Below are 23,277 nucleotides of genomic sequence, written 5' to 3' on the forward strand. Positions count from 1 at the left end.
TCGACCCGCGGAAGCCGTCATGGCCGGCGGATGCTGGCGATAGCAGTGCGCAGACAATAAATTTACAGTAGCTGCATATTCACGGCACTCGCTGGGAGACGACTGGGAACCAGCCGACATTGATATCCCAGTCATCCCAGCGTACGACGTGCATTCCGGGTGTCACGCCAGCGGATGTCGGCCGACCCGGTTCAGAGGTCGAGGGACTCGTTCGGTTCGAGGGCGAAGAACTCGCCGTCGACCCGTTCGGTCGCCGCGGTGATGCGCAGATTGGAGAGGTCCTTGCCTGCGCGCGACAGCAGCATTTCGTGGGTCGGGAAGGTGCGGCGCGGCTTCACGGCGAGCACGTAGTCGATCACTTCACTGATCTTCAACCAGGGCGCGCCGGCCGGAACGGCGAGCGTGTCGACATCCACCCCTGCCGGGACCGTGAAGGAATCGCCGGCGTAGTACAACCTGTCGTTGACGAGCACGCCGACGTTGTCGATCACGGGGATCGAGGAGTGGATGACGGCGTGGGTGCGCCCGAAGAAGCGCAGGGCGAACTCGCCGACCGTCACGGTGTCGCCGTCGTGGACGACTTCGACGGGGTATCCCGATGCCGCTGCTACGACCCCCGCCGGTCCGAAGATCCGCACGTCGGGGCTGAACGCGATGATGCGTTCGAGCTGTTCGGGGGTCCAGTGGTCCGGGTGCTCGTGGGTGATGACGATGGCATCCGCCCGTGCCGTGTCGGTCAATGCCGTCGTGTAGGAACCAGGATCGATGTAGAGCTTGCGTCCCGCTACCTCGACGATCAGGGCCGCGTGCTCGAGCTTGGTCAGTTTCATTTCGGGTCCGTTCTGTCGGGTGTCTGGACCGAGCTAATACCCAGATGACCGGGTGATGCAAGCCGACGACGTGCCGTGTCGTCCGCTCGGTTTGGAGCGGACCCGATCCGTGTGGCATACTCGGTAAGTTGCAAAAACGGCCCCATCGTTTAGCGGCCTAGGACATCGCCCTCTCACGGCGGTAACGCGGGTTCGAATCCCGCTGGGGTCACAATTGCCCGGTTCCCTTGAAGATCGAGGGAACCGGGCTTTCTAGTTTAAGAGTTTGGCGGCGCTGACGATATTCGTTTTCGTCGATTTCACCCTGCGCAGTGCGTTCGTGCGGAATCGTCTGGGCCGAGCTCGGTCCAGAGGCCTTGTCCCCGGGGCGACGGTCGCCGCGGAAAGGCCCTAGACGACGAACCCCAGGGCGACGATTCCTCCGACGGTGAACATTCATGCAACGGTCATCCACCGTGCAGTGCAGCGCATTCCGACATAACCCCTCATGCGGTGCTGGCTTCCTTTTGACGGGCAATCGTGGGATCGGTGTGCTCCCGATCGCGTTGGGTCAGGACATTTTGCCGGGACCGTCAAGACCTCCGGTGCAGGGCGAACCCGGTTCCGGAGCGGTTGTGGCCCCGCGGTACGTGGCAATGAATGCTGCGAGCCGGGGGTCGGACGGGTCGCTGATGTCGAGCCGCGCGCCCCAAGCCGATGCGACGATCGACGACGGGAGACCGGCGAACGGAGACAGGATCGCGTATGTGGAGGGGATCTCCTTGCGCAGAGCTGCGAGCTGATCGCCCGTCACTGTTGAAGCGTCGTAGGTGACCCACACGGCTCCGTGCTCGAGCGAGTGCACTGCATTTTCGTTGGGGACGTTCTCGGAATATACGCCACAGTTCAGGAGCGTGACGGAGTGGTCTCCGCCTACCGGTGGCAGCGGATTGTATTTCACCGTTCCGGTGACGTGCTGGGAGGTCTGGTTCGGGAAGGTTTGTACGCCGTCAACGGATGTCGGTGCTGCCGCGTTCTTGGGGGCGCCGCTGGTTGTGACGACGAGGACGATGACGAGCCCGACGATCCCGGCGGCGGACCAGGCTGCGGCGCTTCCGATCTTTCGGTTCCGTTTCGCTCTTGATTGTTCGCGCTTCAGGGTGGCGACCTTTTCTGCCCGACGAACGGCTTGTTGCTGCTTGACTGTGGCCGGCGGGGCTTCGTGACCTCCGTCAGCTGAGTGGTCATCCGATTGTTGGGGAGTGTCTCGCGCCATGTCAGCCGTCCTTTGGGTCAACTGAAATATACCCGAGGGTGTCCTGTAGTGCTTTGAGTTCGGCTCGGGCGGCCAGAATCTCCCCCTGGATGTCCGTCGCCGGCTCAGCGCAGCATCCGGCATTACCTGGCGTGGTTCGGGTGCGCAACATGGGGCGCATGCAGAACCTCCACGTCAACGCCGCGGCCAGGACCGTCGCGGCGAGGGAGATCAGAATGGGGATCACGCGGTCGGTCCGGTGCCGGGGTGGCGTTCGTCGAATGCCGCGGCCTGTGGGCGGAGGGCGGCGACTTCGGCGCGGAGGCGGGCGAGTTCTTGCTCGGCGGGACCGTCGACGGTCTTGCCGTGGCCGTGGCCGTGGCCGCGTCCGCGCATCATGAACCACATCATCAGGCCCATGCCCACGGGGCAGATCAGGGCGGGGAGGATATAGAGGAATTGCTGCATGTCAGGATCCTTCTGGTTTGGTTGATTCGGCGGCTTTGATCATGGTGGTGAATTTCCGTCGGAGGGCGCGGGTGGACAGACGGCCGTGCGCGATCAGCCGGCCGTTGGCGACAAGCCCGGGGGTGAAGGCCAGGCGCTGCTCCCGGGCGATCGCACGGCCGGTGTCGCTGTTCACGTCGACCTCGTCGATCCGGAGGGGGAATTCGGCGGACAGTTCGGCAAGTGCTCGTTTTCCCGCGATACAGGACGGGCAGTCGCTTTGAGTGAGCAGGATCAGGGTGATCATGACGTCGTATCGGTCTTCAGGTCGAGGAGAAGCTGGTCGACGGGCACGAACATGGTGTACTTCGGAGCCCCGCCGTAGTCGGCGCGCCATTTGATCGTGCCGTCGGTGCCGACGAGGATGAAGCTGTGGCCATCGGTGCTGGTGCCCATCATTCCGAATTCGTTGGCCTGGTACTTTTTCGATGTGACCAGGTCGGGGTCGGACAGGACCGGGGTTTTCAGGCCCATGTCTGTGGTTTTCCGGGCGATTTGCTGGGCCGGGTCGGTTGTGATGGACACGACGGCGTCGATTCCCGCGGCCTGGAGCTTCGCGGCGTCCGTTTCCAGGCTGCTGATCTGCGTCCAGCATGGTTCGCAGGCCAGGCCCTCCTGGAAGAAGAGCAACACGTTCTTCCCGGAGTAGTCGGCCAGGGACACCTGTCCGCCGGAGTTGTCGGCGAGGGTGAAGCCTGGTGCGACCTGACCGATTCCGGGGGTTCCGACGTCGTACGTGGACTGCGTCGTCGTGCCGGCGGCTGCCGTCTTTGGGGTGTTGGCGCTGGCGAAGACGCTGTAGAGGCCGGCGAGGACGATGCCGGCGATCAGGAGCCCGGTGATCCAGCCGAACCAGCCGGGGCGGCGTGATCGGGTGGCCGGTGACTCTTGGGTGCTCTTGGGAGCGGAACTCATTTGGTGGCTTCCTGTCCTGAGGGTGTGGAGGTTTCGGAGGCGGCATCAGTGCAGCACGAGGAGTTGGTGTCGGAGGAAGGGGGCGGGTCGGTGGTTGCCGCAGTGATTGGGTCGTGAGGCGTCGATTCCGTGTGGCCGGTGGCGCGCCAGACGAAGTAGCCGGCTCCGGCAACCAGCGCGATCGCGACGGCCCAGCCGGGAAGCCAGGCGAGGGCCTTGGTCGCGACGGAGACACTGTGTTGCAGGTCAGCGCCGAACTGGGCGAGCCAGCTGCCGGAGGTCATGCCGGGTCCGACGGCGGCCTGGATATACGTGAGGATGGCCATCACGATCAGTAGGACGGCGGAGGCGAAGCTGCCGACGGCGAGGCTGCGACGGAACCTGCCCAGGCGCAGGGTGATCTGGCGTCCCTGAAGCCACTTGCTTGAGCCCCAGTCCCTACGGTCCCAGACCAGCGCCAGGACGGCGAGGGGGGCGACCATTCCGGCCACATAGGTGAGGCCAACGGCCAGGGCCGCGGGGAACGAGGCCGTTGCGCCCGAGAGAACCGCTACGCCGATCAGCACCGGAGCGCAGCAGGAGCTCGCCGCACCGGAGAACACTCCGAGTCCGTAGACGGAGGCGAGGCCGTGACCGGCGGGAACGCGGCGGGCGAGCATGGGAAGCTGCAGCTTCCAGCCGAACAGCATCGCAATACCACCAATCAGCATCGCCGTCGCGGCGATAGTGAAGACGATCGCGTGCTGGCCGGAGATCAGGCCGATCAAGGCCGTAGCGCCCAACCCGATCGGCACGATGATCGTGGCGACCCCGGCAGCGAAGACCAGGGTCGCTCCCACGATGCCGGAACGCCGGCGCATTCCCGATGCCAGGTAGGCGGGTAACATCACCGACACGCAACAGGGCGCGAGCAGGGCAACCAGGCCACCGAGGAAGGCGGCGAGCAGAGTGCCGCCGAACAGTAGATTTTCCATATATTCGTCGCCTTCACCCGGGCCGCGTCATGCGCGGACATTCACCTATCCTCCTAAGGAGATTAGGTGAAAGTGACGCAGTTGTCTAGCTGGCGTGCCGAAGCTGAAAGTCAGCTGGAGAAGCGACCCTCGTCCATGCTGTCGACGGCACACGGGGCATGCGCAGCAGGCGCAGGCGAAGGCGCGCTTCCGGAAGTCGGAGAAAGGGAGGCCGACAGGCTGGTTGCCGGCTCGGCGGGGCACAAAGCGTGATCCGCGCTTGTGATGGCCGGCCAGCCAAGGGCGAGTCCGGGCGCGATCAGTAGGAGCGCGATCGCGACCGATACGGCGCACGCGGGGAAGAGGCCCACGGATTGGCGTGGAGGGAGGAGCCGGCGGACGCGGGCCGCAGCCCCGGTCCCACCGGCTCCGAGAGCGACGGCCGGAACTGCGTGCGGCGGCACGGCAACGACGGCCAGGAGCGCGGCCGCGATCGTGAGACGGTGAGTTCGTGCAGCCGCGACGTCATCGGCACGAAGTTCGATCAGACGCGCGGTTTCTCGCGCCGCCAAACGGAAAGGCGGGAGCCCGTGAAAGGCCTGGGACAGTGCCACGGAGAAGGCCACGGCAAGGTCATGCCGCTCAGCGAGGTGTGCGCGCTCATGGGCCAAAACCGCGATGAGCTCCTCGTCCGTCAAGGCATGCAGTGCGGCCGTTGTGACGACGGTCCGCCGGTGGATTCCCGGCATGCAGTAAACCGCCGCTTCCGCCGAGTCGAGGATAACGATGTCGCGATCGATATCCGGGCGACCAACCATGTCCAGAACCCGACGATGTGCATTGCGCTCCCGTGACATCCGGGCACCCGTTGAGGCCAGGCCCCAGAAAGAGCGAGTGACAACAGCCCCGGCCAGCAGAGCCCCGCCGATCCCGACGGCGGCTCCGATCGGTGTCGAATACTGCTGCTGCAACGCCATCGCGCAGGCCTGCAGGACTTCGATGATGCCCTTCCCGCCGAGGCCGGCGATCGGAATCGCAAACGACAGTCCGGCGAGGGCCAGTGAGCCCACGACCGCGACCGTCAGGGCCTGCCACGTCGCGATTGCAAGCCGGGGCGCTCGATCGACCCAATTCGACCGCAGCAGGAGCGGGGGTACGGCAACGGACAGTGCGATCGCGTACAGGGCCAACGAGAGTGCGACGATCACGACTTCGACTCGTTGTCCTGCGCGGCAACGAGTAGGCGGCGGAGTTCGGCCGCCTCGCCGTCGGGCATTTCGTCGACAAAACCCACGAGCGCTGCAGCCCGGTCGTCGGCGAAGGACAGCGCCTCGCGGATGAGTCCGGACACGTAGTCCTCCCGGGTGGCGGCGGGACCATAGCGGAATGCGCGGCCGTCCCGTTCCTTGCTGAGCCAGCCTTTGCGATTGAGGATCTCGGTGACCGTTTGCACGGTGTTGTATGCGAGCCCACGATTGAGCCTGTCGAGGATCTCGCGCACCAGCAATGGATTCTCGGCTTGCCAGACCTCGTTCATGATCGCGTTTTCCAGATCACCGAACTTCGCCACGGTCGAGCCCCTTCACAATTGGTGTGCCTCGCGAACTGACCGGAAAGGGAGTTCACCTCAATCCTAGTCACCTAAGGGAATTAGGCGCAGCGGGCCGCGGAACGCCGATGACGCTCCGCGGCCTGCCTTCGGGCCGGCTACAGGGTGGCGAGGATGTCCTGCATCTGCTTGATCTGCGCCGTCTGGTCGGCGATGATCTTCGTCGCGAGCGCCTGTGCGTCCGGGTTCTGCCCGTCCTTGAGCTCGACATTGGCCATGTGGATCGCGCCCTGGTGGTGCTGGATCATCTGCTGGAGGAAGAGCTTGTCGGCGGCCGGCCCGGTCGCGGCGTCCAGCGCGGCCATGTCCCCACCGGTCATAGAACCGGAGCCCATGTCCATTCCGGGCATGTTGGTTGCGGTCGCACCCCACGCCGTGACCCAGGAGTTCATCATCGTGATCTCCGGCCCCTGGGCCGCCTTGATCTGCTCGGCAAGCGCGGTGACGCGAGGATCGACCCCGGTCTTGTCGAGCATGGTCTGGGCCATGGTGATCGCCTGCTGGTGGTGCTCGACCATCGGCATGGCGAACGATACGTCGGAATCGTTGAACACCGCCGTCGATGCGGCGGGGGTGGATGAAGCGGATGCACTGGCGCTGCCGGCCGTGGTGGCGCCGGCCGAGCATGCGGACAGGGCGATGGCTGCGGCTAGTGCGGTGGCGGCCAGGAGGGGAATGCGAAGGGAAATCATGGGAGTCCAATCTGTCAGACAGGGGGTGTGAATCTGGTCCACGGGGGAGATCCAACGGTGAGGAACGTGCTCGCGGGCGGAGCAAGTCACGGAAAGGTCGGGAACGAGGAGCGTGCGCCCGTGCCGAGTGGAAGCGCGCTGCTGGTCGTTGATCAGACGCGGCTGATTGAGAGGACTGTCAGCGAGGGTGGTCGCTGTAGAGGCAGGCGCCGCGCCACAGCGGGGACTGCGCGCTCAGCAGAGCGGTCAACAACGATCGGAATTGCGTGTTGGGCTACAGAATTGGGGGAGTGCGCGATGGGGCCGGCAGTACAAGCGGACCCTGTCATGAGGCAATCGGCGGTGCACATGCCGAGGCACGTCGACGGCAGGTCCGACGTCCCGTGGAAAGAGGCAGAGGTCGAATCGAGTTCAGAGTCCTCGGTGCTTGGGGCTGATGGGTCCGAATGCGCAGCAAGCATGGCGTGGGAATGCGGTGAGGCTTCGGATTCAGCTGCCATTCCCGCATGCATCGCTACCAAGCCGAAGACGACAGCTGCAAGCGAGAGGATTCCGAAGAGCGCACGGCGCAGTCGCGCGGCCGTGAATGCGCGCACACTTGCCTGGGCTTCCACCACGGTGTCCCCCTTCTTCCCGTCGCCTGCTTCCCGTCGCAGTTCAGACGTGGTAATCCTCACACTGTAGCCAACGGATGCTCCCCGTGACCTGAGAGAGCCGACCGAATTCCCCGAAGAAGCGCCCAGCTCCGCAACGCGGAGTGAAGCGTCCCGTTGCTTCATCGAGGTGGTCGTACGAACAAGGATACCCTTAGGGGGTATATGATCGTGGGTATCGGCAGCCGGGGACATCGTGAACCAGCGCCGAGCAGTATCTATGTTTCAGAGAGGATCGTTCGAATGAGCCAGTCGACCGAAACCACGATCATGCAAGTACGGGGCGTGGGGTGGGCGTCATCCAAAGCCGTCGCCGATGCGGTCCTGTCTCGACGCCCAGGCGTGCTGGGCGTTGACACGAACGTCGTCGCGCAGACGGCGACAATCACTTTCGACCCAGGGCAGACCTCGGTCGATGACCTCGCCCGGTGGGTGCGCGAGTGCGGATACCACTGCGATGGGAAGTCCGTACCCGATCACATCTGCGACCCGCTGGCCGCCAGCAGTGCCGCCAGGGACCATGCCGCGGGCCATGCGGCTCCGGCGGTCACGGTGCCTGTACAGCCCAGCGCGACATCAGAAGAAACTCAGCAACCCTCGGTCGCCCACACCGCGCATGCGGCGCCCCCGACCAGGACGATGCAGGACGCCATGGGGCACGGCGGCGGCCGTGGCACCATGACGATGGGGACCATGATCCGGGATATGCGCAACAGGTTCCTGGTGGCCGCGATCCTGTCCGTGCCGATCACGCTGTTGTCGCCGATCGGGCGAGACGTGATCGGTTTTTCCTTGCCGGCTCCCTTCGGGCTCCGTGACGACGTTGCGGCCTTGATCCTTTCATTGCCGGTGATCTTCTACTCCGCATGGATCTTCTTCGACGGCGCCTACCGGGCGCTGCGGGCGAGAACGCTCGACATGATGGTGCTCGTGGCCGTCGGCGTCGGAGCGGGCTGGCTCTACAGCGTCGTGGTCACCCTCACCGGCGGCGGCGATGTCTTCTACGAGGCGGCGACGGTGCTGGCGAGCTTCGTGTTGCTGGGGCACTGGGTAGAGATGCGCGCGCGGGGCGGCGCGAACGACGCCGTCCGCACCCTGCTCGAATTGGCCCCTTCGCAGGCCTTCGTGATCCGCGACGGCGAACCCGTTGAAATTCCCACGGCAGACGTTGTTCCAGGCGACCTGATGCTCGTGCGCCCGGGATCCAAGGTCCCCACCGACGGCACGGTCGAGTCCGGCGACTCGGATATCGATGAGTCCATGGTCACCGGGGAGAGTCTTCCCGTGGCCAAGACGGCCGGCTCAACGGTGATCGGCGCCACCGTGAACACCACGGGCACCCTCCGGGTCCGGGCGACGAAGGTGGGCGCGGAGACCGCACTGGCCCAGATCGTCGCGCTTGTGCAGGAGGCGCAGAATTCCAAGGCTCCCGGGCAGCGACTGGCCGACCGGGCGGCGTTCTGGCTCGTCCTGGTGGCCTTGATCGGCGGATTCGTGACCCTGGCGGTGTGGCTGCTGGCGGGCGCAACTGTGCCGGCGGCGATGCTGTTCGCGATCACCGTGGTCGTCATCACGTGTCCGGACGCGCTCGGCCTGGCGACCCCGACGGCGATCATGGTCGGGACCGGACTCGGTGCCAAGCGCGGCGTTTTGTTCAAGACTGCGACCGCGCTGGAAACGGCGGCACGGATCGACACCGTCGTGATGGACAAGACCGGCACCCTCACCCAGGGCAAGCCGGAAGTGACCGACTTCGTCGCTATCGGTATGGACGAGGACGAGCTTTTGGCACTCGTTGCCGCCGTGGAGCGCGAGTCGGAGCATCCGCTCGCTGCCGCGGTGGTCAGCTACGCCACGGGACGGGGTGTGACCGTGGGCGAGGCCGTGGACTTCGAGAACGTACCCGGGCACGGGGCCGGGGCCACGGTGAGCGGGCGTCGGGTGCTGGTCGGCAACCGCAAGTTGATGACCGCGCAAGGCGTGGATATTGAACCAGTCAAGGACCAACGAGATGCGCTGGCGTCAACAGGACGCACCGCGGTCCTGCTCGCCGTGGACGGCAAGGCCGCCGGCGTCGTTGCACTGGCGGATGCCGTGCGCCCGACCGCTGCTGCCGCGGTGGCGGCCCTGCATGACGCCGGCATTCAGGTCGTCATGCTCACCGGAGACAATGAAGCCACCGCCGCACGAATCGCCTCCCAGCTCGGGATCGATACCGTGATCGCCGAGGTGTTGCCTGAAGATAAGTCCGCAAAGATCACGGAGCTTCAAGCTGCAGGCAAGAGGGTGGCCATGGTCGGCGACGGAGTCAATGACGCCCCGGCACTGGCGCAGGCCGACCTGGGGATCGCAATCGGGGCAGGCACCGACGTCGCCATCGATACGGCGGACGTGGTCCTGATGCGCTCCGATCCGTTGGATATCCCTGTCGCGTTACGAATCGGGAAGGGAACCGTTCGGAAGATGCGGCAGAACCTGGGGTGGGCGATCGGGTACAACGCCATCGCGCTGCCGATCGCGGCCGGTGTCTTCTTCCCCGGGTTCGGAATCCGGTTGACCCCGGAGATCGCGGCGATCTCGATGTCCGGTTCCAGCGTGATCGTCGCCGTCAATGCGCTGATGCTGAAACGGCTTCGCCTGCCGCGACCGGCAGAGCACGCCGGAGAGTGAAGGGTCCGTGACGCGCATTCGCAGCGCCCGGGAGGCGATCCGAGCGATTTGGGAGGCCGGTCGGCCGCAGTATGGCGGCGTTACGGAAGCGGTAACCGCGGGCACGGTCTTCACCGACCTGGTCCGTGCCGCCCTCGATCTCCTCGCCTATCGCAGGCTTGCGTGGGCGCCCGATGCCATCCAACTCGTATCCAACGATCGGGAGAGCTACCTCCGCTACGAGGCTGGTGAAGACGTCACCGCGGACCTTGCGGTCCTCCTGTCGCTGGCCCTGTCGGGCCACGCGGTAGACGGCCGTGCCCGGGCTGACGTCCGCTCATTTAGGTTTGTGCGATGACAGGTTGGCGCCGATGATCACAACAACGGCCGCTACCGGATAGTTGATCAGGAGCTCGACCCAGACCGGCGGATGCGTCACTGTCGCCGGGTCCAGGTGCCCGAGCCAGTGAGCCACAGCAATCAGGACCCCCACGATCATGAGCAGCTGCCCTGATCTCAGAAAGAGGCGTCGTCGACGCTTGAGGCTGGCTGACCTGTCCTGGGCGGTACTGTCGGGCGTCATGGGTGCCCCGTGCCGTTCGGGGATGTCGGGCCGGCCTGGGTGCTGGGTGCTGTGTCGCTCGTGCCGGGTGTCGGCAGCGTCCAGGCTCGCCCCGGAAGGTACGGGCTGTTCTCGGGATCTGGATGGCGTCGCGATTGCACGACGATAAGTACGATCCCGATGAGGGCGATGACCATCGCCGTGATCATGTTGATCTTCAGGCCCGCGAGTTGGAACTCGGTCGGGTCGAGGCGAAGTGCCTCCAGCCAGGTGCGACCGATCCCGTACCAGAGCAGGTACAGGCCGATCGCCTTCCCCCAGCGGAGGTTGAACTGTCGTTCGGCGAGCAGGAGGACGGCGACGCTGAGAAGATTCCAGAGGATCTCGTAGAGGAACAGCGGCTGGAACAGGGTTCCGGCCGGAAGTCCGGTCGGAAACGCCGGGTTGGTCGATTCGATCTGCAATCCCCACGGAAGCGTGGTGGGAGCCCCAAAGAGTTCATGGTTGTAGTAGTTGCCCAGGCGCCCCATGGCTTGCGCCAGCAGCATCCCTGGTGCGAGCGCATCCGCGAAGGAGAGGAATCGCAGTCCGGAGCGGCGACACGCAATGTACGCCCCGACCGACCCGAAGAGTACCGCTCCGAAGATGGCCAGGCCGCCCTCCCATACGTAGAGCGTTTTCCAGAGGTCGGCGCCGGGATAGAAATAGTCTGCTGGATGGGTCACGACATGGTAGAGACGTCCGCCCACGATGCCGAGGGGCACCGTCCACAGCGTGATATCCAGTACGAGGCCTGGTTCGCCTCCGCGCCGGGTGAGGCGCCGGGACGTCAGCCACACCGCGGCCGCGATCCCGGCGAGGATGAACAGGGCATAGAAGTGGATCCGGAGCGGACCAATGCTGAAGAAACTGATGTCGGGGCTGGGGATGCTGGCGAAGAGGATCATGGACTCGTTCGGCTTTCTCGGGGTGGTGATGGTGCGATGCGCGGTGTCGGAAGGGACGGCCGCGGAGGCCTAACCCAGCGTCACGCCTCGCGCGCTCATGAAGGGTTGCGGATCAATGCGTGCGCCATCGACGCGAACTTCGAAGTGGAGATGGCAGCCACTTGACGCGCCGGTGCTGCCCACGTCAGAGATCACTTCGCCGGCGGCGACGCTCTGGCCGACGCTGACGTGGAGAACGCTGTTGTGGGCGTAGCCGGTTTGAACACCGTTGCCGTGATCGATCAGGATCCAATTGCCGTAGGAACCGAGATACCCGGCATACACTACGGTCCCGCCAGTCGCCGCACGCACAGATCGGCCACACGCTGCTGCCAGGTCGGTTCCATAGTGGAAGGGGCCAACCCCGGCCACCGGCTTATTCGGCCGGGGTCCAAAGGGGTCGCTGATCCAACCGGAGACGGGAAGAGCCCAGCCCTGAGCACTCAGCTGCCCCGAATCGCGCCCGCTGCTACCGCTGCCACTGCCGTGTGCTTTCGCGTCCGCAGCGGCGCTAGCGGCTGCCGCCTCGGCTGCTGCCGCTGCCGCCGCTGCCGCTGCCGCAGCCCGGGCTTGTTCGCCCTTGGTGAAGTCCGCTTCGGTCGCCTGCCGGTTTTCTTGCAAAACCACGAGTTGAGCCGCCATCGTGGCCGCATTGTCTTGCTGTTCAGCAAGTTTCGCCTGCAGCGCGGCGTCAGCCGCCGTGGCCTCCACGAGCGCCGTCTGGGCCTTTTCGGACAGGCCAGCGAGAATGCTCTTGGCCACGGTGGCCTGGTCGGTCAAGGCTTGCGCGGAATTCCTCTCGCTGGCCGCCTTCTTGTAGATCCCGTCGGTTTGCTCGGTTAGTTTGCCCATCCTGGCCAATTCGGACAACAACTCGTCCGCTTTCCCACTATTGAGGAGAAGGGTCAGGCTCAGGTCGGCGCCACCGGAACGGGACAGGGACGATGCCAAACGCCCGGCCTGTTTCTTGGAGGCGTCGGCGCGCTGATTGGCGTCGTCGGCCTGTCCCTGGAGCTGGCTGGCACGATAGTTCGCTTGGTCGAACGCTCCCTGGGCAGCCTCGAACTCGCTGCTGCGCTGGGCTTGAAGTAATTTTGCGGTCTCTACTTGCGTGTTCAACGCCGAGATAAGATCCGTGAGCTGAGTGATCTGGGCTTGCTTGGCGGTTTCACTATTCCGGGCGTTCTGGACGTCTCCCCACGAGGGGAACTCGGTTGCTTGGGCTGGCGCCGGAATGGCCGTGAAAGCAATAAGGACCAGTGCCGTCAGGACCGCGCCCCATCGCGGGCGGCGCCGCTTCGAGGAGCGACTCTGAACCGCGGTTTCAGGAGAAGCCAGGCGACCACCTCGACGCGCTGCCGAGTCAACCAAGAGTGACTCCTCTCGCGCTCATGAACGGCACCGGGTCGATCTGGGTGCCATCGACGTGGGTTTCGAAGTGGAGGTGGCAGCCGCTGGACGCACCGGTAGTACCCACTAACGAGATGGTTTCGCCCGCGGTGACGTTTTGTCCGACACTGACGAGCATTGTGCTGTTGTGGGCGTATCCGGTTTGGACGCCGTTTCCGTGGTCGATGACAATCCAATTTCCGTAGCTGCCATTCGAAGCAGCGAACACGACGGTGCCACCGGTGGCGGCGGCGACCGGTGTGCCGCAGGAGGCGGCCAGGTCGGTTCCCTCGTGGAAGAGCCCGACGCCTTCGACGGGTCGATCCAGTCGCGGTCCGAAGGGGTCGCTGATGAATCCGGCCGCGGGGAGCGCCCAGGCCTGACCGAGGAGCTGACCGGTATCGCGCCCGCCGAGCGCTCGCACCGAGAGCCCGGCGTTCGACGATTTCTTGGGAACGACTTTGGGTATGACTTGAACGGAGTAACCGTCGCGTGTGATGACGCTGGCTGCGCCGGTGCTGCTGAGTTCCGTGTACTGAACAACTCGCCGCGCAGCACTGGGAACAAGGGGCCCCGTGGCTGACGCCTCCGTTGAGACCGCCACCGCCGGCAGAGACGTCGTGACAGCCAGAAGGGCAACAGCGACGAGCGCTGACCAGGCTACGACTCTGTGTCGGAGGGACGGGCGCGGGCGCCCGGGAGTCATGGATTGGCGCGGCGGAGTAGCCCGGCGCGGACGCTCCGACTCGCGTCGGGCGCGTCGCGTACCCGGCTGGGCCGTCGCGCCGAAGGCGGCTGAGCGTCCCGAGTCGTGAACTCGAGAGCGGTGGGTGTGGGGGCGTGGGAACGCTGGGGATCGCATTTAAAGTGTCCGATATCTCGCCAAAGGGCGGGGAGCATGAGTAGACCAAGGGTGTGGGGTCCACTCGGGTTTCGAGGGACCAGACTTGCGCCGATGACGGGTCAGCCGAGGCGCGACCTTGATGCACGCACAGAGGTGCTGATCGTCGCCTAAGGCGCGCGGAGAACGAATTCCCCGGAAATGGCCGTGATCAGATACGGCTAATCGACAGAAGTGTCAGTGAGGGAAAGTACACATGATTGCGGACCTCGGCACCGAGCCGAAAAAGACGTCCGCCACCGTCCTTGAGTGTCTGAAAGAGAGCAGGGCGTCGAAGAAGAAGGACGATGGCGACGACGGTGATGAGGACGATGCACCCTGCCACCATCAAAGCGCACCCCACCGTGCAGTCCGTGCCGCAGGTGTTGAGCGCCGACAGTGGGCCGACCCAATCTGCCGACGCCGCTAGGACGTTATGGGCAACGGCCGGGGTCTCGCCAGTTTGCGCCGAGAATTGAGTGACTCCGGCGACGGCTCGCTGAACACCGTCATGGGCGTCGAGCATCGAATGCATCGCGAGCAGGCTAACCAATACGCCAACGAGGGCCAACGAAACGGCGAGGGCTCGGCTCAGAGCGCGTGGTGGGGGACCGGAAATGCCGGAGCGTCGAGACATGCGCGACTCTCCTCTCCCGTGTCCGCGTCGCCGGCGAAAGCCGAGACATACCCCCCTAGCGTACGCGGAGAACTCGCAGCCAGCTGGCAACTTCCTGAGTTGGGCGGTAGCCGAAGGAGAATTCAGGCTGATGGGTGTGGTTTTGGTGGCTGTCCGGGGAGTAATCCGGCCGTGGATGATGGCCTCGCGAGTGCGTTCTTGCCGGTTACCTCGACGGTGCGTGAGGGAAAAGAAGTCTGTAGAACCACGATCCGAGACACCAATGGGTGGTGGTGAGGATCGTGCCTCCCAGAGCGACCGTTCCTCCCAGTACGAATCCCAACGCTGACAATCCGTAGTGGAAGGACAAGGCTGAACCGGCAATGAGCACGGTGGACAGGAGGTAGGAAAACCGCCGGGGACTCGGCGTGGGGGGAAGCGCGGGCGCGCGAAACATGTGGCGTACGCCCAAGTTGTAAACCAAATCGAGAATCATGCCACGAGGGAATAACGCCCCGGTGAGAGGAACGATTGCTCCCACTCCAAGAAAGATCGGCGACTGTAAAGCCAATCCGACGACGATGAGGACAGTGCCTACTGCCGGAGTGAATCGTAGCGGCCCCGCGTAACAGGACTTGGCGTCATCATCGAGACCTCCAAATCCTTGTTTATTCAGGTTGGTCTTCGTGAATTCTTTCAAGGCCGCCATTTCAATTCCTGAGTGTTGGACATAGACAGCCGCATGCGGTAGTAGACAGTGAACACTTTCGCCGCTTTGAAGGTCTGCTGTGTCGCTAGGCTAGTGCAGATCGGTCAATGGCTCATGCAAAGGGTTCGGGCCCAGACTCTAACGCCCCGGTCGTCGGATCGCCTGCGGCAGGCCGACCAGCCGCATCCTGAGCCTGAGGTCGAAAATCAGCGATGCGTCGTATGGGGTGGCGCACGGGCTGGTACACGGGTTTGTCGTCACGGCCGCATACTCACGGCCCGTGCGTGTAGTGCATTCGCAAGCCATCCCTGGCCGCGGCGATCGCCGGGTGTGAGGCGGCATCGGCGATGTTCGGCGCTGTGTCCACGACCAATCAGGCCGCCGCTACGGCCGGCGGGACGACGAACACCTATCAGGTGGTGGGAATGACGTGCTCTCACTGTGTGGCGAGCGTGACGAAGGAAATCAGTAAACTGGCTCGCCCTGAGGATGTGAACGTTACCCTCGTCCCCGGCGGAGTCTCCCTCGTGACCATTGCAGGCGCCCCGCTCGACCGCCCGGCTGTCGCTGCGGCAACCGACGAGGCCGGCTACGAGCTGGTCGCTGAGTCCTGACGGGAACCGGAGACACGGCCGAACGAGGGACGGGTCGTTGCCATGCTCGGCCTACTCAACTCCCTGATCGCCGGCGCAGCATCAGAGTGATCGCACGATGTCAGACCGGTGCGGCACCGCTCGACGTGGCGGGTGGTGCCGCACTCTCACGGATGACAAGAGCCGGACCGTCTACGGCAAACCCTCGCCCGAGGGAACCCGCTATCAACCCCTCCAACACCAAGAAAGCGCGATTGCCCGGGCCAGCGAAGTCTTGTTTCACTGTCGTCAGCGCGGGACACCACAAAGTCGAGAGCGGATGGTCGCCGAAACCGACGACACTGACCTCGGCAGGGACAGATCTTCCGCCTTCGGCAAGACCGTGCTTGACTTCCATGGCGAGAACGTCACTGCCACAGAAGACCGCTGTGACGTGTGGCGAGCGGGCCAGCTGGCGTCCAATGGCGCATCCCGAGTTCGGTTCTTCACTGGAGTGAATGACCTCCGGAGTCGCGGCCCCCGCTGCACGGAGGGCACGTCGCCAGCCAAGTATCCGTTCGTCCTCGTTCAGTGAGGCGCGAACGCCGACACAGTGCACCGTCGTGTGACCGAGCCCCAGGAGGTAGGCCACGAGTTCCTCCGCTGCTCCAGAGTCATGCAGTGGCACGTGCGGAACGACCGTTTCGGGCGATCCTGCCACAGCGACCGTGAAGATTCCTGCTGGGATTCGGTGGAGCGTGGCAACCCCTGCCGCATCGGACGTGAGCACGATCACACCCGCAATTGCCTGGTCAAGGACGAGCGATAGAGCCTGATCGATGCTGTCGTCGTCGGCATCGCCGACCGCGGTGAGGCTCATGAGGTAACCCGCTTCTCGGGCACTCTCCTCGATGCCTCGGATGATCTCGGTTTGTTCGAAGGTCAATGTGGTTCCGGCCAGTACCGCAACAATGCTGGCGCGGCGGCTTGCCAGGGAACGAGCTGCTGAGTTCGGCCGGAATCCAAGTTCGTTAACCGCGGCGCGAACCCGCGTCAGCCTGTCGTCACTGACGCGTGCGGACCCATTGAGAACACGAGACACAGTCGCGATGGAAACACCGGCCAGTCGAGCCACGTCAACGACGGTTGGATTGCTTACGTTGCTCTGGGACATTTAGCCCCCACTTTAGGTCACATAAATCCAAGAACGCGCGCCAGCTCACTCAGGGAACCGTGTTCACAGTGACCTCGGTGGTTATCGGGCCCCGACTCCGGGAGCCCGCGTTCCCGGCAGTCGAATGGTGATCGTCGTTCCGGTTCCCGGTGCGGATGTCGCATCGACGGTGCCACCATGGCCGGTGACGAGTTCGCGGACCAGGGCGAGGCCGATACCCGAGCCGGACACGTGTGCGGCGTCCCGGCCCCGCCAGAGCCGGTCGAAGATGTGCGGGAGCTCGTCGGCGGCGATGCCGGGGCCGGTATCGCCGACAGTGAGTACCGCCCGGCCGTCTTCGACCGTCACGGTCACTGTCACGCAATCGCCCGGCCGGCAGTAGCGGGCGGTGTTGGCAAGCAGGTTGCCGACGGCCTGGTGCATCCGGTCGGCGTCTGCGCGCACCCAGGCCGGCCCGACCGGCTCCGCGATGACAGTGAGGCCGGCAGCCCGCAGCCGCGGCTCCCACTCGGACAGGGCGGCCCGGGCGACCTGGGCGAGGTCGACGGTGGCCAGGTGCAGTGACAGTCCTGCCGTCTCGACGGCCGACAGTTCGGCCAGGTCCGCGACGATGCGTCCGAGCCGCAGCGACTGGTCATGCAGCCCCGCGAGGCTTTCGGGTGTCGGCTCCACGAGGCCGTCACGCAGTTCCTCGAGGCCGGCCTGAAGGGCCGCGAGCGGGGTGCGCAACTCATGGGCCACGTCCGCGGTAAGAGTGCGCCGATCACGATCGGAGCGGACGACCGCGTCGGCCATGCCGTTGAACGCGGAGGCCAGCTCGCCGAGCTCACCCGGAGCCGGCCCGGTGGCCCGAGCCTGCCGGTCACCGGTCGTGAACGATCGGGCGGCATCCGTCATGACCAGGATCGGGCGGACGAGCAGCCGGGTGACGAACCAGCTCGCGCCGAGCGCGATTACGAGAGCGACGACGGCGGCGACGGCGATCCACGACCAGGTGACGTCGAACACGGTTGTCCCGGCCATCATGCCGAACGTCATCCGAACCGTGCCAACCTGGGCGCCGTCGACCATGACCGGTGCCGAGGCCACGGTCTGGCCCATCGCCGACCCCATCCCCATGCCCTGCGCGTCGGCGTTGCCGCCCATCATTCCATCGCTCGACTGGACAGGCGTACCCGTCCTGTCCACCACAGTGAGACCGGCGGATGCGGCGTCACCGATTGCGCGGGTGCGGCCCAGTTCCGCTATAGCCCAGTCTCCGGCCGATCGATAAGCATCGGCGGCTGCTGCGGCCGCGGAGTCCGCGATCTGCTGTCGGTCGGCCTGCTGCGTGACTTGCACGCCCCGATCCACGCCGACCAGGGCGGCGACGCTGAGCACGAGCACCGACGACACGGCCACGAGCGCGAACGCGAGCAGGAGACGGCGTCCCAGCGAGCCGAGGCCCAGGATCCTCATGACGGCTCGTCCTGACGGAGCGCAAGACGATAGCCGACGCCGAGGACCGTCTCGATGATGTCGGCGCCGCCCGGCCCGAGCTTGTGGCGGAGATTCTTAATGTGGGAGTCGATCGTGCGCTCATACCCGGCGTATTCGTAGCCGCGCACCCGATTCACCAGCTCGTACCGCGAGTAGACCCGCCCAGGAGCGGTCGATACCGCCGCGAGGAGTCCCCATTCGGTCGGAGTCAGGTCGAGTGCGGCGCCATCGAGCCACGCCTGGTGGGCGTTGTCATCGATTCGCAACCGTCGGCCGCCGTAGCTTGTCGGCTGCGTCGTGGTCGTCGAACCGCCGTACCGGTGCAACACGGACTTCACACGCAGCACGACTTCGTGGGGGCTGAACGGCTTCGTCACGTAGTCGTCTGCGCCGAGTTCCAGCCCCTGGATGCGGTCCTCCGTTGTGCTGCGCGCCGTGAGGACGATCACCGGGACGGTTCCGAGAGTGTGGATTTCCCGGAGGATGTCGGTTCCGTCGATATCGGGGAGGCCCAGATCGAGGAGCACCAGCTCGCACGAGGACAGGAGGCGGAGTGCCTCCGCACCGGACGTTGCCGTGAGGACCGAGAAGCCGGCTCGTTTGAGGTAGCGGCGGAGGATGTCGCGGATGTCACGCTCGTCCTCGACGACCAGCACGGTGGGCATACTTCACCCTAACGTCCGTCATTTGAGAGAAGACTCCGTCGCCGCAAACCTCCACACCATCTCCACACGCACGCCAGTCGATCTGCACACCGGACGCGCAGAGTGGGGAACATCAACCCACTCGATGGAGGAGAAACACCATGCGCAGGAGCACACTCACCGCCACCGCGATCGCCGGCGCGGTCGCGACGATCGTCGGTCTCACCGGTCTGTCCGTCGGTGCTGTCAGCTCCATGAACGGCAGGGTGCCGGATTTTGGTTCGGCGGCCGGATCGTCCTGCACAACGCCACAGCTTGCCGGCACCGTCGTGAACGTGTCGCTGCGGAACATGGGCGGTTCCATGATGGGGGGCGACAACGGGATGATGGGCGGCAACACCGGGAATGGAATGATGTCCCGTGGGGCCATGAACCTCAGCCTCGACCGGTCGAGCGTCAGTTCAGGACCCGTCTCCTTTCTCGCCACCAATGACGGCAGCACCAGCCATGAGCTCGTCATACTTCCGCTCGTGGATTCGCACGTCGCGGGTAGCCGGTCGATATCCGGCGAGTACAAAATCGACGAAACCGTCAGCCTTGGCGAGGCCTCCGCCAGCTGCAACGCCGGTGAAGGTACCGGTATCGCCCCGGGCAGCGCCGGCTGGGTGACCCTCGACCTCGCACCGGGACGGTACGAAGTCGTCTGCAACCTGCCGGGCCACTATGCCGGCGGGATGTACCGCGAGCTCACCGTGATGTGACCAATCCGTGCTCTGCACGAGGCGAAGAATCCTGGTGCGTCTTCTTGAGCGTCCACACCGCTCCTGGGCATGGGCCTGAGACGTTCATGGTGTCAAGCTGTGAATGTTCTTACGAACCTCATCAGGACCCGAGCGCGCAGCCCCCAGCAAGACTGGAAGAGCCGCGGTCGTATGGTGAGGCCAGTCCGATGTGGCCCCACGGTCGCTCCAGCTCACGCCGCTCAGCGGCGTCAGGGCTTCGGTCGCCGACCGCATGACATCGTCAAGACACTCGAAGGCGGCGCGAGTCGTGAAGACCTCGCGCACATCGCAACAGCCGCCGTGATCGATGCTTCCTTCTAGGTCAGGCGCGGCGAGATCTTCGTGGTGATGGGACTGTCCGGTTCGGGCAAGTCCACCCTGATTCGCACCCTCAACGGCCTGCTCGAGGCGAGCTCCGGGACAGTGACCGTCGGTAGACACCCGGATTACCGGACTCCCGGCCGCCAAGCTGCGCGATGTACGTCGCCGGAGCGTTTCCATGGTCTTCCAGCACTTCGCCCTGCTGCCCCACCGCAGCGTGATCGACAATGTGGCGTACGGCCTCGAGGTCCAGGGTCTGCCTCGCGCGGAGCGCCTCGCGAAGGCCCGCACCATCATCCGCCTGGTGGGTCTGGACGGCTGGGCCGACAGTATGCCGTCCGAATTGTCCGGCGGAATGCAACAGATGGTCGGGCTCGGTCGGGCGCTCGCCGCGGATACCGACGTTCTCCTGATGAGGCGTTCTCGGCACTCGACCCGCTGAGCCGCCGCGAGATGCAGGGACAGCTCATCGAGCTGCGGGCCGACTCGGCAAGACCATCATCTTCACCACCCACGACCTCAACGAGGCCATGTTTCTGGGGACCGGATCTCGGTCATGCGCGACGATCGCATCGTGCAGATCGGCACCCCGGAAGACATCCTCACCGACCCGGCCAACGATTACGTCGCCCAGTTCGTTCAGGACGTCGACCGGGCCGGGGTGCTCACGGCCGCGGTCACATCCGTCAACCCCGGTCACCCACAGCAGGTGACAGGAAAGGAAGACACATGAAGAACCGTTCCCTCACATCACCGCCCTCGGAGCCGTTGGGCTCCTCGCTTTCACGGACTGTGCAGCATCGCCCGCGCAGACCGTCGGCAACGGCAACTCGGACAACAAAGACCTCCCGATCGCCGTGTTCAACGGTTGGGACGAGGGTGTCGCGGCGTCCGAGCTCTGGAAGGCCATTCTGGACAAGCAGGGATACCACGTCGAACTCGAATACGCCGACGTCGCCGCGGTCTACGCGGGGCTGTCCACCGGCGACTACGACATGAACCTCGACGTCTGGCTTCCGAACACCCACGCCACGTACCTCAAGGAATACGGTGACAAGATCACCGAACTCGCGGCCGGGAACACCGAGGCGAAGAACACCATCGCCGTCAACGCGGACGCGCCGATCAACTCAATCGCCGAACTGGCTGCGAACGCCGACCTTTTCGGCAACGAAATCGTGGGAATCGAACCGGGGGCCGGCCTGACCGAGGCGGTCACGAACAAGACGATTCCGACCTACGGACTCGAGAACATGGACTACCAGACCTCGTGATCGTCCTTCTGTCAGGGCCCGGCCGTCACCGTTCGGAGGACGGCATTGAGTGTGAGCCAGCCGCGGAGCATTCCGTTCGAGTCGACAACGGGCAGCCCATCGCTCTCACTGGCCGCCAGCACCCGATCCAGCACACTGTCCAGGGTGTCATCGGGGCTCGCGGCAGTGGGCGTCTCGATCAGAGCGCTGAGGGTGATCGCACTACTGTCATCATCATTGCCCAGTGAGTCAGATATAGCAGCGACTGTCACGATTCCGATGAACGTTCCATCGCTATGAAGAACCGGCAGGGCGCGTTTGCCGGAATCGATCAGTATCCGCGCTCCTGCGGCGGGCGTGAGCCGGGAACTCACCGCACCGGGCGCATCCGTCATGACTTCACGCACGAGCGTTGAGTGCAGCAGGATGCCCCCAGGACCCCCGTCGACGCTCACGCCGCGGCGACGAAGTTTGAGGGTGTAGATCGTATCCTTGCTGAGCAATCGGGACACGCCCGTCGCGATCACGATCGCGAGCAGCAAGGGAAGGATGATCGAGTATTCCCCGGTCAGTTCGAACAGGATGATTGCTGCCGTGATCGGGGCCCGCGTGGCTCCGGCGAAGACTGCTCCCATGCCGACCAAGGCAAAGGTTCCGGTTTGCCCAGCGAACACGGGAAACACCATGCCGGCGACGTCGCCGAATGCGGCACCGAGCATCGCGCCGATGAAAAGTGACGGTGCGAACACTCCTCCGGACCCGCCGATGCCGATGGTCAGGCTCGTCGCCACGACTTTGCCGACGAGCAGCAGCGCCACGAACCCCAGGGCATAGCCGCCCTGGACGCCCTTTTCCAGAACCGGGTAGCCGACCCCGTACATCTGGGGCAGGGCAAAAAGCACCAGGCCGAGCACCAGCCCGCCGGCGACCGGTCGCAGCCACTCCGGTTTGCCCCGCCAAGCCCAGTCGCAGAGGTCTTCCACGGCGTACAGCACCTTCGTGAACCCGACTCCGGTCAGGCCGGCAGCGAGTCCGAGCACGGCGAAGAGCGTGAATTCCGACGGGTTGACGATGGTGAATGTCGGCAGGCTGAGGAAGGGATGATCGCCCAGGAGCGAGCGGCCGACGATCGATGCGGTCACTGAGGCCAGTACGACCACGCCGAAGGAACGGGCGGCGAAATCCCTGAGCAGGAGTTCGAGGGCGAAAAAGACTCCGGCGATCGGAGCGTTGAACGTGGCCGCGATCGCGCCGGCGGCGCCGCACGCGACCAGGGTCCTCAACTGGGATTCGGGCAGCCGGACTGCGCGCCCCAGTGTGGACCCCAATGCTGACCCGATTTGGACGATCGGGCCCTCGCGCCCCACCGACCCACCGGAACCGATTGTGATGGCCGAAGCGAGCGACTTGACGATCGCAACCTTGCCCGGAATCCGGCCGCCGCGTTTGGTGATGGCGTACATGACCTCGGGAACGCCATGCCCCCGGGCTTCCGGTGCGAACTTGTTCACCAATGGGCCGTAGAGGAGGCCGCCAATGGCTGGAGCGACGATCACAAATGCGCCGCCCAACCACGGAACCCAGGGATTGGCCGGATGGCCGACGGAGGCTGAGTAATCGACCGTTCCCGTGAAAATCAGAGTCGCGGTGGCCACCAGCCAACGGAACGCAACTGCGCCGAAACCGACACCCGCGCCGACCACGACAGACATAAACAGGAGTCGTCCGGAGCCGGTGAGGATCCGGTTGAACCACGTGTGCAAGGGCTCCAGCAACAGGGATCCAATTCGTCCCCGCAGGCTCAGAGTACGCTGTGCCATCAAGGCTCCGTAATGTGTAATTAGACAAATGTTGTATGTGTGCAATAA

At 64.8% G+C, this 23,277-nt stretch carries 24 protein-coding genes, 1 tRNA gene and 1 pseudogene; 7 read left to right on the plus strand and 19 right to left on the minus strand.

Going from position 1 to position 23,277, the window contains the following annotated elements; translation table 11 throughout:
• Positions 1-191: 191 nt before the first annotated feature.
• Positions 192-830, minus strand: coding sequence for an MBL fold metallo-hydrolase (locus RCH22_RS03090; RefSeq protein WP_327012798.1), 639 nt, complete (start codon positions 828-830; stop codon positions 192-194).
• A gap of 138 nt (positions 831-968) precedes the next feature.
• On the opposite strand from RCH22_RS03090, the gene RCH22_RS03095 reads away from it, so the two are divergent.
• Positions 969-1,041: transfer RNA gene (locus RCH22_RS03095), tRNA-Glu, on the plus strand.
• 339 nt (positions 1,042-1,380) lie between these two features.
• Here the strand turns inward: RCH22_RS03095 and RCH22_RS03100 are convergent.
• The 8 genes from RCH22_RS03100 to RCH22_RS03135 form a co-directional block, all read right to left on the minus strand.
• Entirely contained in the window at positions 1,381-2,085 is a 705-nt protein-coding gene (locus tag RCH22_RS03100) for a DUF3105 domain-containing protein (protein WP_327012799.1), read from the minus strand.
• A gap of 222 nt (positions 2,086-2,307) precedes the next feature.
• Positions 2,308-2,532, minus strand: a complete 225-nt coding sequence (locus RCH22_RS03105; RefSeq protein ID WP_327012800.1) for a hypothetical protein — start codon at positions 2,530-2,532, stop codon at positions 2,308-2,310.
• A 1-nt stretch (position 2,533) separates the two neighbouring features.
• Complete coding sequence (locus RCH22_RS03110) at positions 2,534-2,818, minus strand: hypothetical protein (protein WP_327012801.1); 285 nt, start codon at positions 2,816-2,818, stop codon at positions 2,534-2,536.
• Positions 2,815-3,486: a peroxiredoxin family protein gene (locus RCH22_RS03115; protein ID WP_327012802.1), complete on the minus strand. Its 672-nt coding sequence runs from the start codon at positions 3,484-3,486 to the stop codon at positions 2,815-2,817. Before RCH22_RS03115 ends, RCH22_RS03110 begins: the two co-directional genes overlap by 4 nt.
• On the minus strand, positions 3,483-4,460 hold the full coding sequence (locus RCH22_RS03120) for a cytochrome c biogenesis protein CcdA (protein WP_327012803.1): 978 nt from the start codon (positions 4,458-4,460) through the stop codon (positions 3,483-3,485). Before RCH22_RS03120 ends, RCH22_RS03115 begins: the two co-directional genes overlap by 4 nt.
• Before the next feature lie 110 nt (positions 4,461-4,570).
• On the minus strand, positions 4,571-5,647 hold the full coding sequence (locus tag RCH22_RS03125; protein ID WP_327012804.1) for a M48 family metalloprotease: 1,077 nt from the start codon (positions 5,645-5,647) through the stop codon (positions 4,571-4,573).
• Entirely contained in the window at positions 5,644-6,009 is a 366-nt protein-coding gene (locus RCH22_RS03130) for a BlaI/MecI/CopY family transcriptional regulator (RefSeq protein WP_327012805.1), read from the minus strand. The genes RCH22_RS03125 and RCH22_RS03130 overlap by 4 nt, the downstream gene beginning before the upstream one ends.
• A 137-nt stretch (positions 6,010-6,146) precedes the next feature.
• Positions 6,147-6,740 carry a DUF305 domain-containing protein gene (locus RCH22_RS03135; protein ID WP_327012806.1) on the minus strand — a complete coding sequence of 198 codons (594 nt, stop codon included), beginning with the start codon at positions 6,738-6,740 and terminating at the stop codon, positions 6,147-6,149.
• Positions 6,741-7,636: 896 nt separating this feature from the next.
• Here RCH22_RS03135 and RCH22_RS03140 point away from each other — a divergent pair.
• Together RCH22_RS03140 and RCH22_RS03145 are read left to right on the plus strand one after the other, a co-directional pair.
• Complete coding sequence (locus RCH22_RS03140) at positions 7,637-10,063, plus strand: heavy metal translocating P-type ATPase (protein ID WP_327012807.1); 2,427 nt, start codon at positions 7,637-7,639, stop codon at positions 10,061-10,063.
• 7 nt (positions 10,064-10,070) lie between these two features.
• Positions 10,071-10,400, plus strand: a complete 330-nt coding sequence (locus RCH22_RS03145; RefSeq protein WP_327012808.1) for a hypothetical protein — start codon at positions 10,071-10,073, stop codon at positions 10,398-10,400.
• Here the strand turns inward: RCH22_RS03145 and RCH22_RS03150 are convergent.
• The 6 genes from RCH22_RS03150 to RCH22_RS21135 all read right to left on the minus strand — a co-directional run bounded on the left by RCH22_RS03150 (position 10,380) and on the right by RCH22_RS21135 (position 15,184).
• The gene (locus tag RCH22_RS03150; protein ID WP_327012809.1) at positions 10,380-10,625 is read right to left on the minus strand and encodes a hypothetical protein; all 246 of its coding nucleotides are present in this window, start codon (positions 10,623-10,625) and stop codon (positions 10,380-10,382) included. The genes RCH22_RS03145 and RCH22_RS03150 overlap by 21 nt on opposite strands.
• Positions 10,622-11,551 (minus strand): prolipoprotein diacylglyceryl transferase, encoded by a 930-nt coding sequence (gene lgt / locus RCH22_RS03155; RefSeq protein ID WP_327012810.1) that lies wholly within the window; start codon positions 11,549-11,551, stop codon positions 10,622-10,624. Before lgt ends, RCH22_RS03150 begins: the two co-directional genes overlap by 4 nt.
• Before the next feature lie 69 nt (positions 11,552-11,620).
• Positions 11,621-12,961 (minus strand): peptidoglycan DD-metalloendopeptidase family protein, encoded by a 1,341-nt coding sequence (locus tag RCH22_RS03160; RefSeq protein ID WP_327012811.1) that lies wholly within the window; start codon positions 12,959-12,961, stop codon positions 11,621-11,623.
• The gene (locus RCH22_RS03165; RefSeq protein ID WP_327012812.1) at positions 12,954-13,583 is read right to left on the minus strand and encodes a M23 family metallopeptidase; all 630 of its coding nucleotides are present in this window, start codon (positions 13,581-13,583) and stop codon (positions 12,954-12,956) included. The genes RCH22_RS03160 and RCH22_RS03165 overlap by 8 nt, the downstream gene beginning before the upstream one ends.
• Before the next feature lie 448 nt (positions 13,584-14,031).
• On the minus strand, positions 14,032-14,394 hold the full coding sequence (locus RCH22_RS03170; RefSeq protein ID WP_327012813.1) for a hypothetical protein: 363 nt from the start codon (positions 14,392-14,394) through the stop codon (positions 14,032-14,034).
• A gap of 307 nt (positions 14,395-14,701) precedes the next feature.
• Positions 14,702-15,184 carry a DUF4395 family protein gene (locus RCH22_RS21135; RefSeq protein ID WP_369125297.1) on the minus strand — a complete coding sequence of 161 codons (483 nt, stop codon included), beginning with the start codon at positions 15,182-15,184 and terminating at the stop codon, positions 14,702-14,704.
• Positions 15,185-15,531: 347 nt separating this feature from the next.
• On the opposite strand from RCH22_RS21135, the gene RCH22_RS03175 reads away from it, so the two are divergent.
• Positions 15,532-15,798, plus strand: coding sequence for a heavy-metal-associated domain-containing protein (locus RCH22_RS03175; RefSeq protein WP_327012814.1), 267 nt, complete (start codon positions 15,532-15,534; stop codon positions 15,796-15,798).
• Positions 15,799-15,898: 100 nt separating this feature from the next.
• Here the strand turns inward: RCH22_RS03175 and RCH22_RS03180 are convergent, their stop codons facing one another.
• The 3 genes from RCH22_RS03180 to RCH22_RS03190 all read right to left on the minus strand — a co-directional run bounded on the left by RCH22_RS03180 (position 15,899) and on the right by RCH22_RS03190 (position 19,074).
• Positions 15,899-16,930 carry a LacI family DNA-binding transcriptional regulator gene (locus RCH22_RS03180; RefSeq protein WP_327012815.1) on the minus strand — a complete coding sequence of 344 codons (1,032 nt, stop codon included), beginning with the start codon at positions 16,928-16,930 and terminating at the stop codon, positions 15,899-15,901.
• Positions 16,931-17,011: 81 nt separating this feature from the next.
• Positions 17,012-18,388: a HAMP domain-containing sensor histidine kinase gene (locus RCH22_RS03185; protein ID WP_327012816.1), complete on the minus strand. Its 1,377-nt coding sequence runs from the start codon at positions 18,386-18,388 to the stop codon at positions 17,012-17,014.
• A complete protein-coding gene (locus RCH22_RS03190; RefSeq protein ID WP_327012817.1) occupies positions 18,385-19,074 on the minus strand; it encodes a response regulator transcription factor in 690 nt (229 codons plus the stop codon). The genes RCH22_RS03185 and RCH22_RS03190 overlap by 4 nt, the downstream gene beginning before the upstream one ends.
• A gap of 140 nt (positions 19,075-19,214) precedes the next feature.
• Here RCH22_RS03190 and RCH22_RS03195 point away from each other — a divergent pair, with 140 nt between their 5' ends.
• The 3 genes and pseudogenes from RCH22_RS03195 to RCH22_RS03205 all read left to right on the plus strand — a co-directional run bounded on the left by RCH22_RS03195 (position 19,215) and on the right by RCH22_RS03205 (position 21,430).
• On the plus strand, positions 19,215-19,814 hold the full coding sequence (locus tag RCH22_RS03195) for a sulfocyanin-like copper-binding protein (protein ID WP_327012818.1): 600 nt from the start codon (positions 19,215-19,217) through the stop codon (positions 19,812-19,814).
• Positions 19,815-19,985: 171 nt separating this feature from the next.
• Positions 19,986-20,832: pseudogene (locus RCH22_RS03200) on the plus strand (ATP-binding cassette domain-containing protein); the annotation flags it as partial.
• A 181-nt stretch (positions 20,833-21,013) separates the two neighbouring features.
• Positions 21,014-21,430, plus strand: a complete 417-nt coding sequence (locus RCH22_RS03205) for a glycine betaine ABC transporter substrate-binding protein (protein ID WP_327012819.1) — start codon at positions 21,014-21,016, stop codon at positions 21,428-21,430.
• Between the two features lie 11 nt (positions 21,431-21,441).
• On the opposite strand, the gene RCH22_RS03210 is transcribed toward RCH22_RS03205, so the two are convergent.
• Positions 21,442-23,229, minus strand: coding sequence for a chloride channel protein (locus RCH22_RS03210; protein WP_327012820.1), 1,788 nt, complete (start codon positions 23,227-23,229; stop codon positions 21,442-21,444).
• Positions 23,230-23,277 lie beyond the last annotated feature (48 nt).

This window comes from Cryobacterium sp. GrIS_2_6, assembly GCF_035984545.1.
In the GTDB taxonomy this organism is placed as follows: Bacteria; Actinomycetota; Actinomycetes; order Actinomycetales; family Microbacteriaceae; genus Cryobacterium.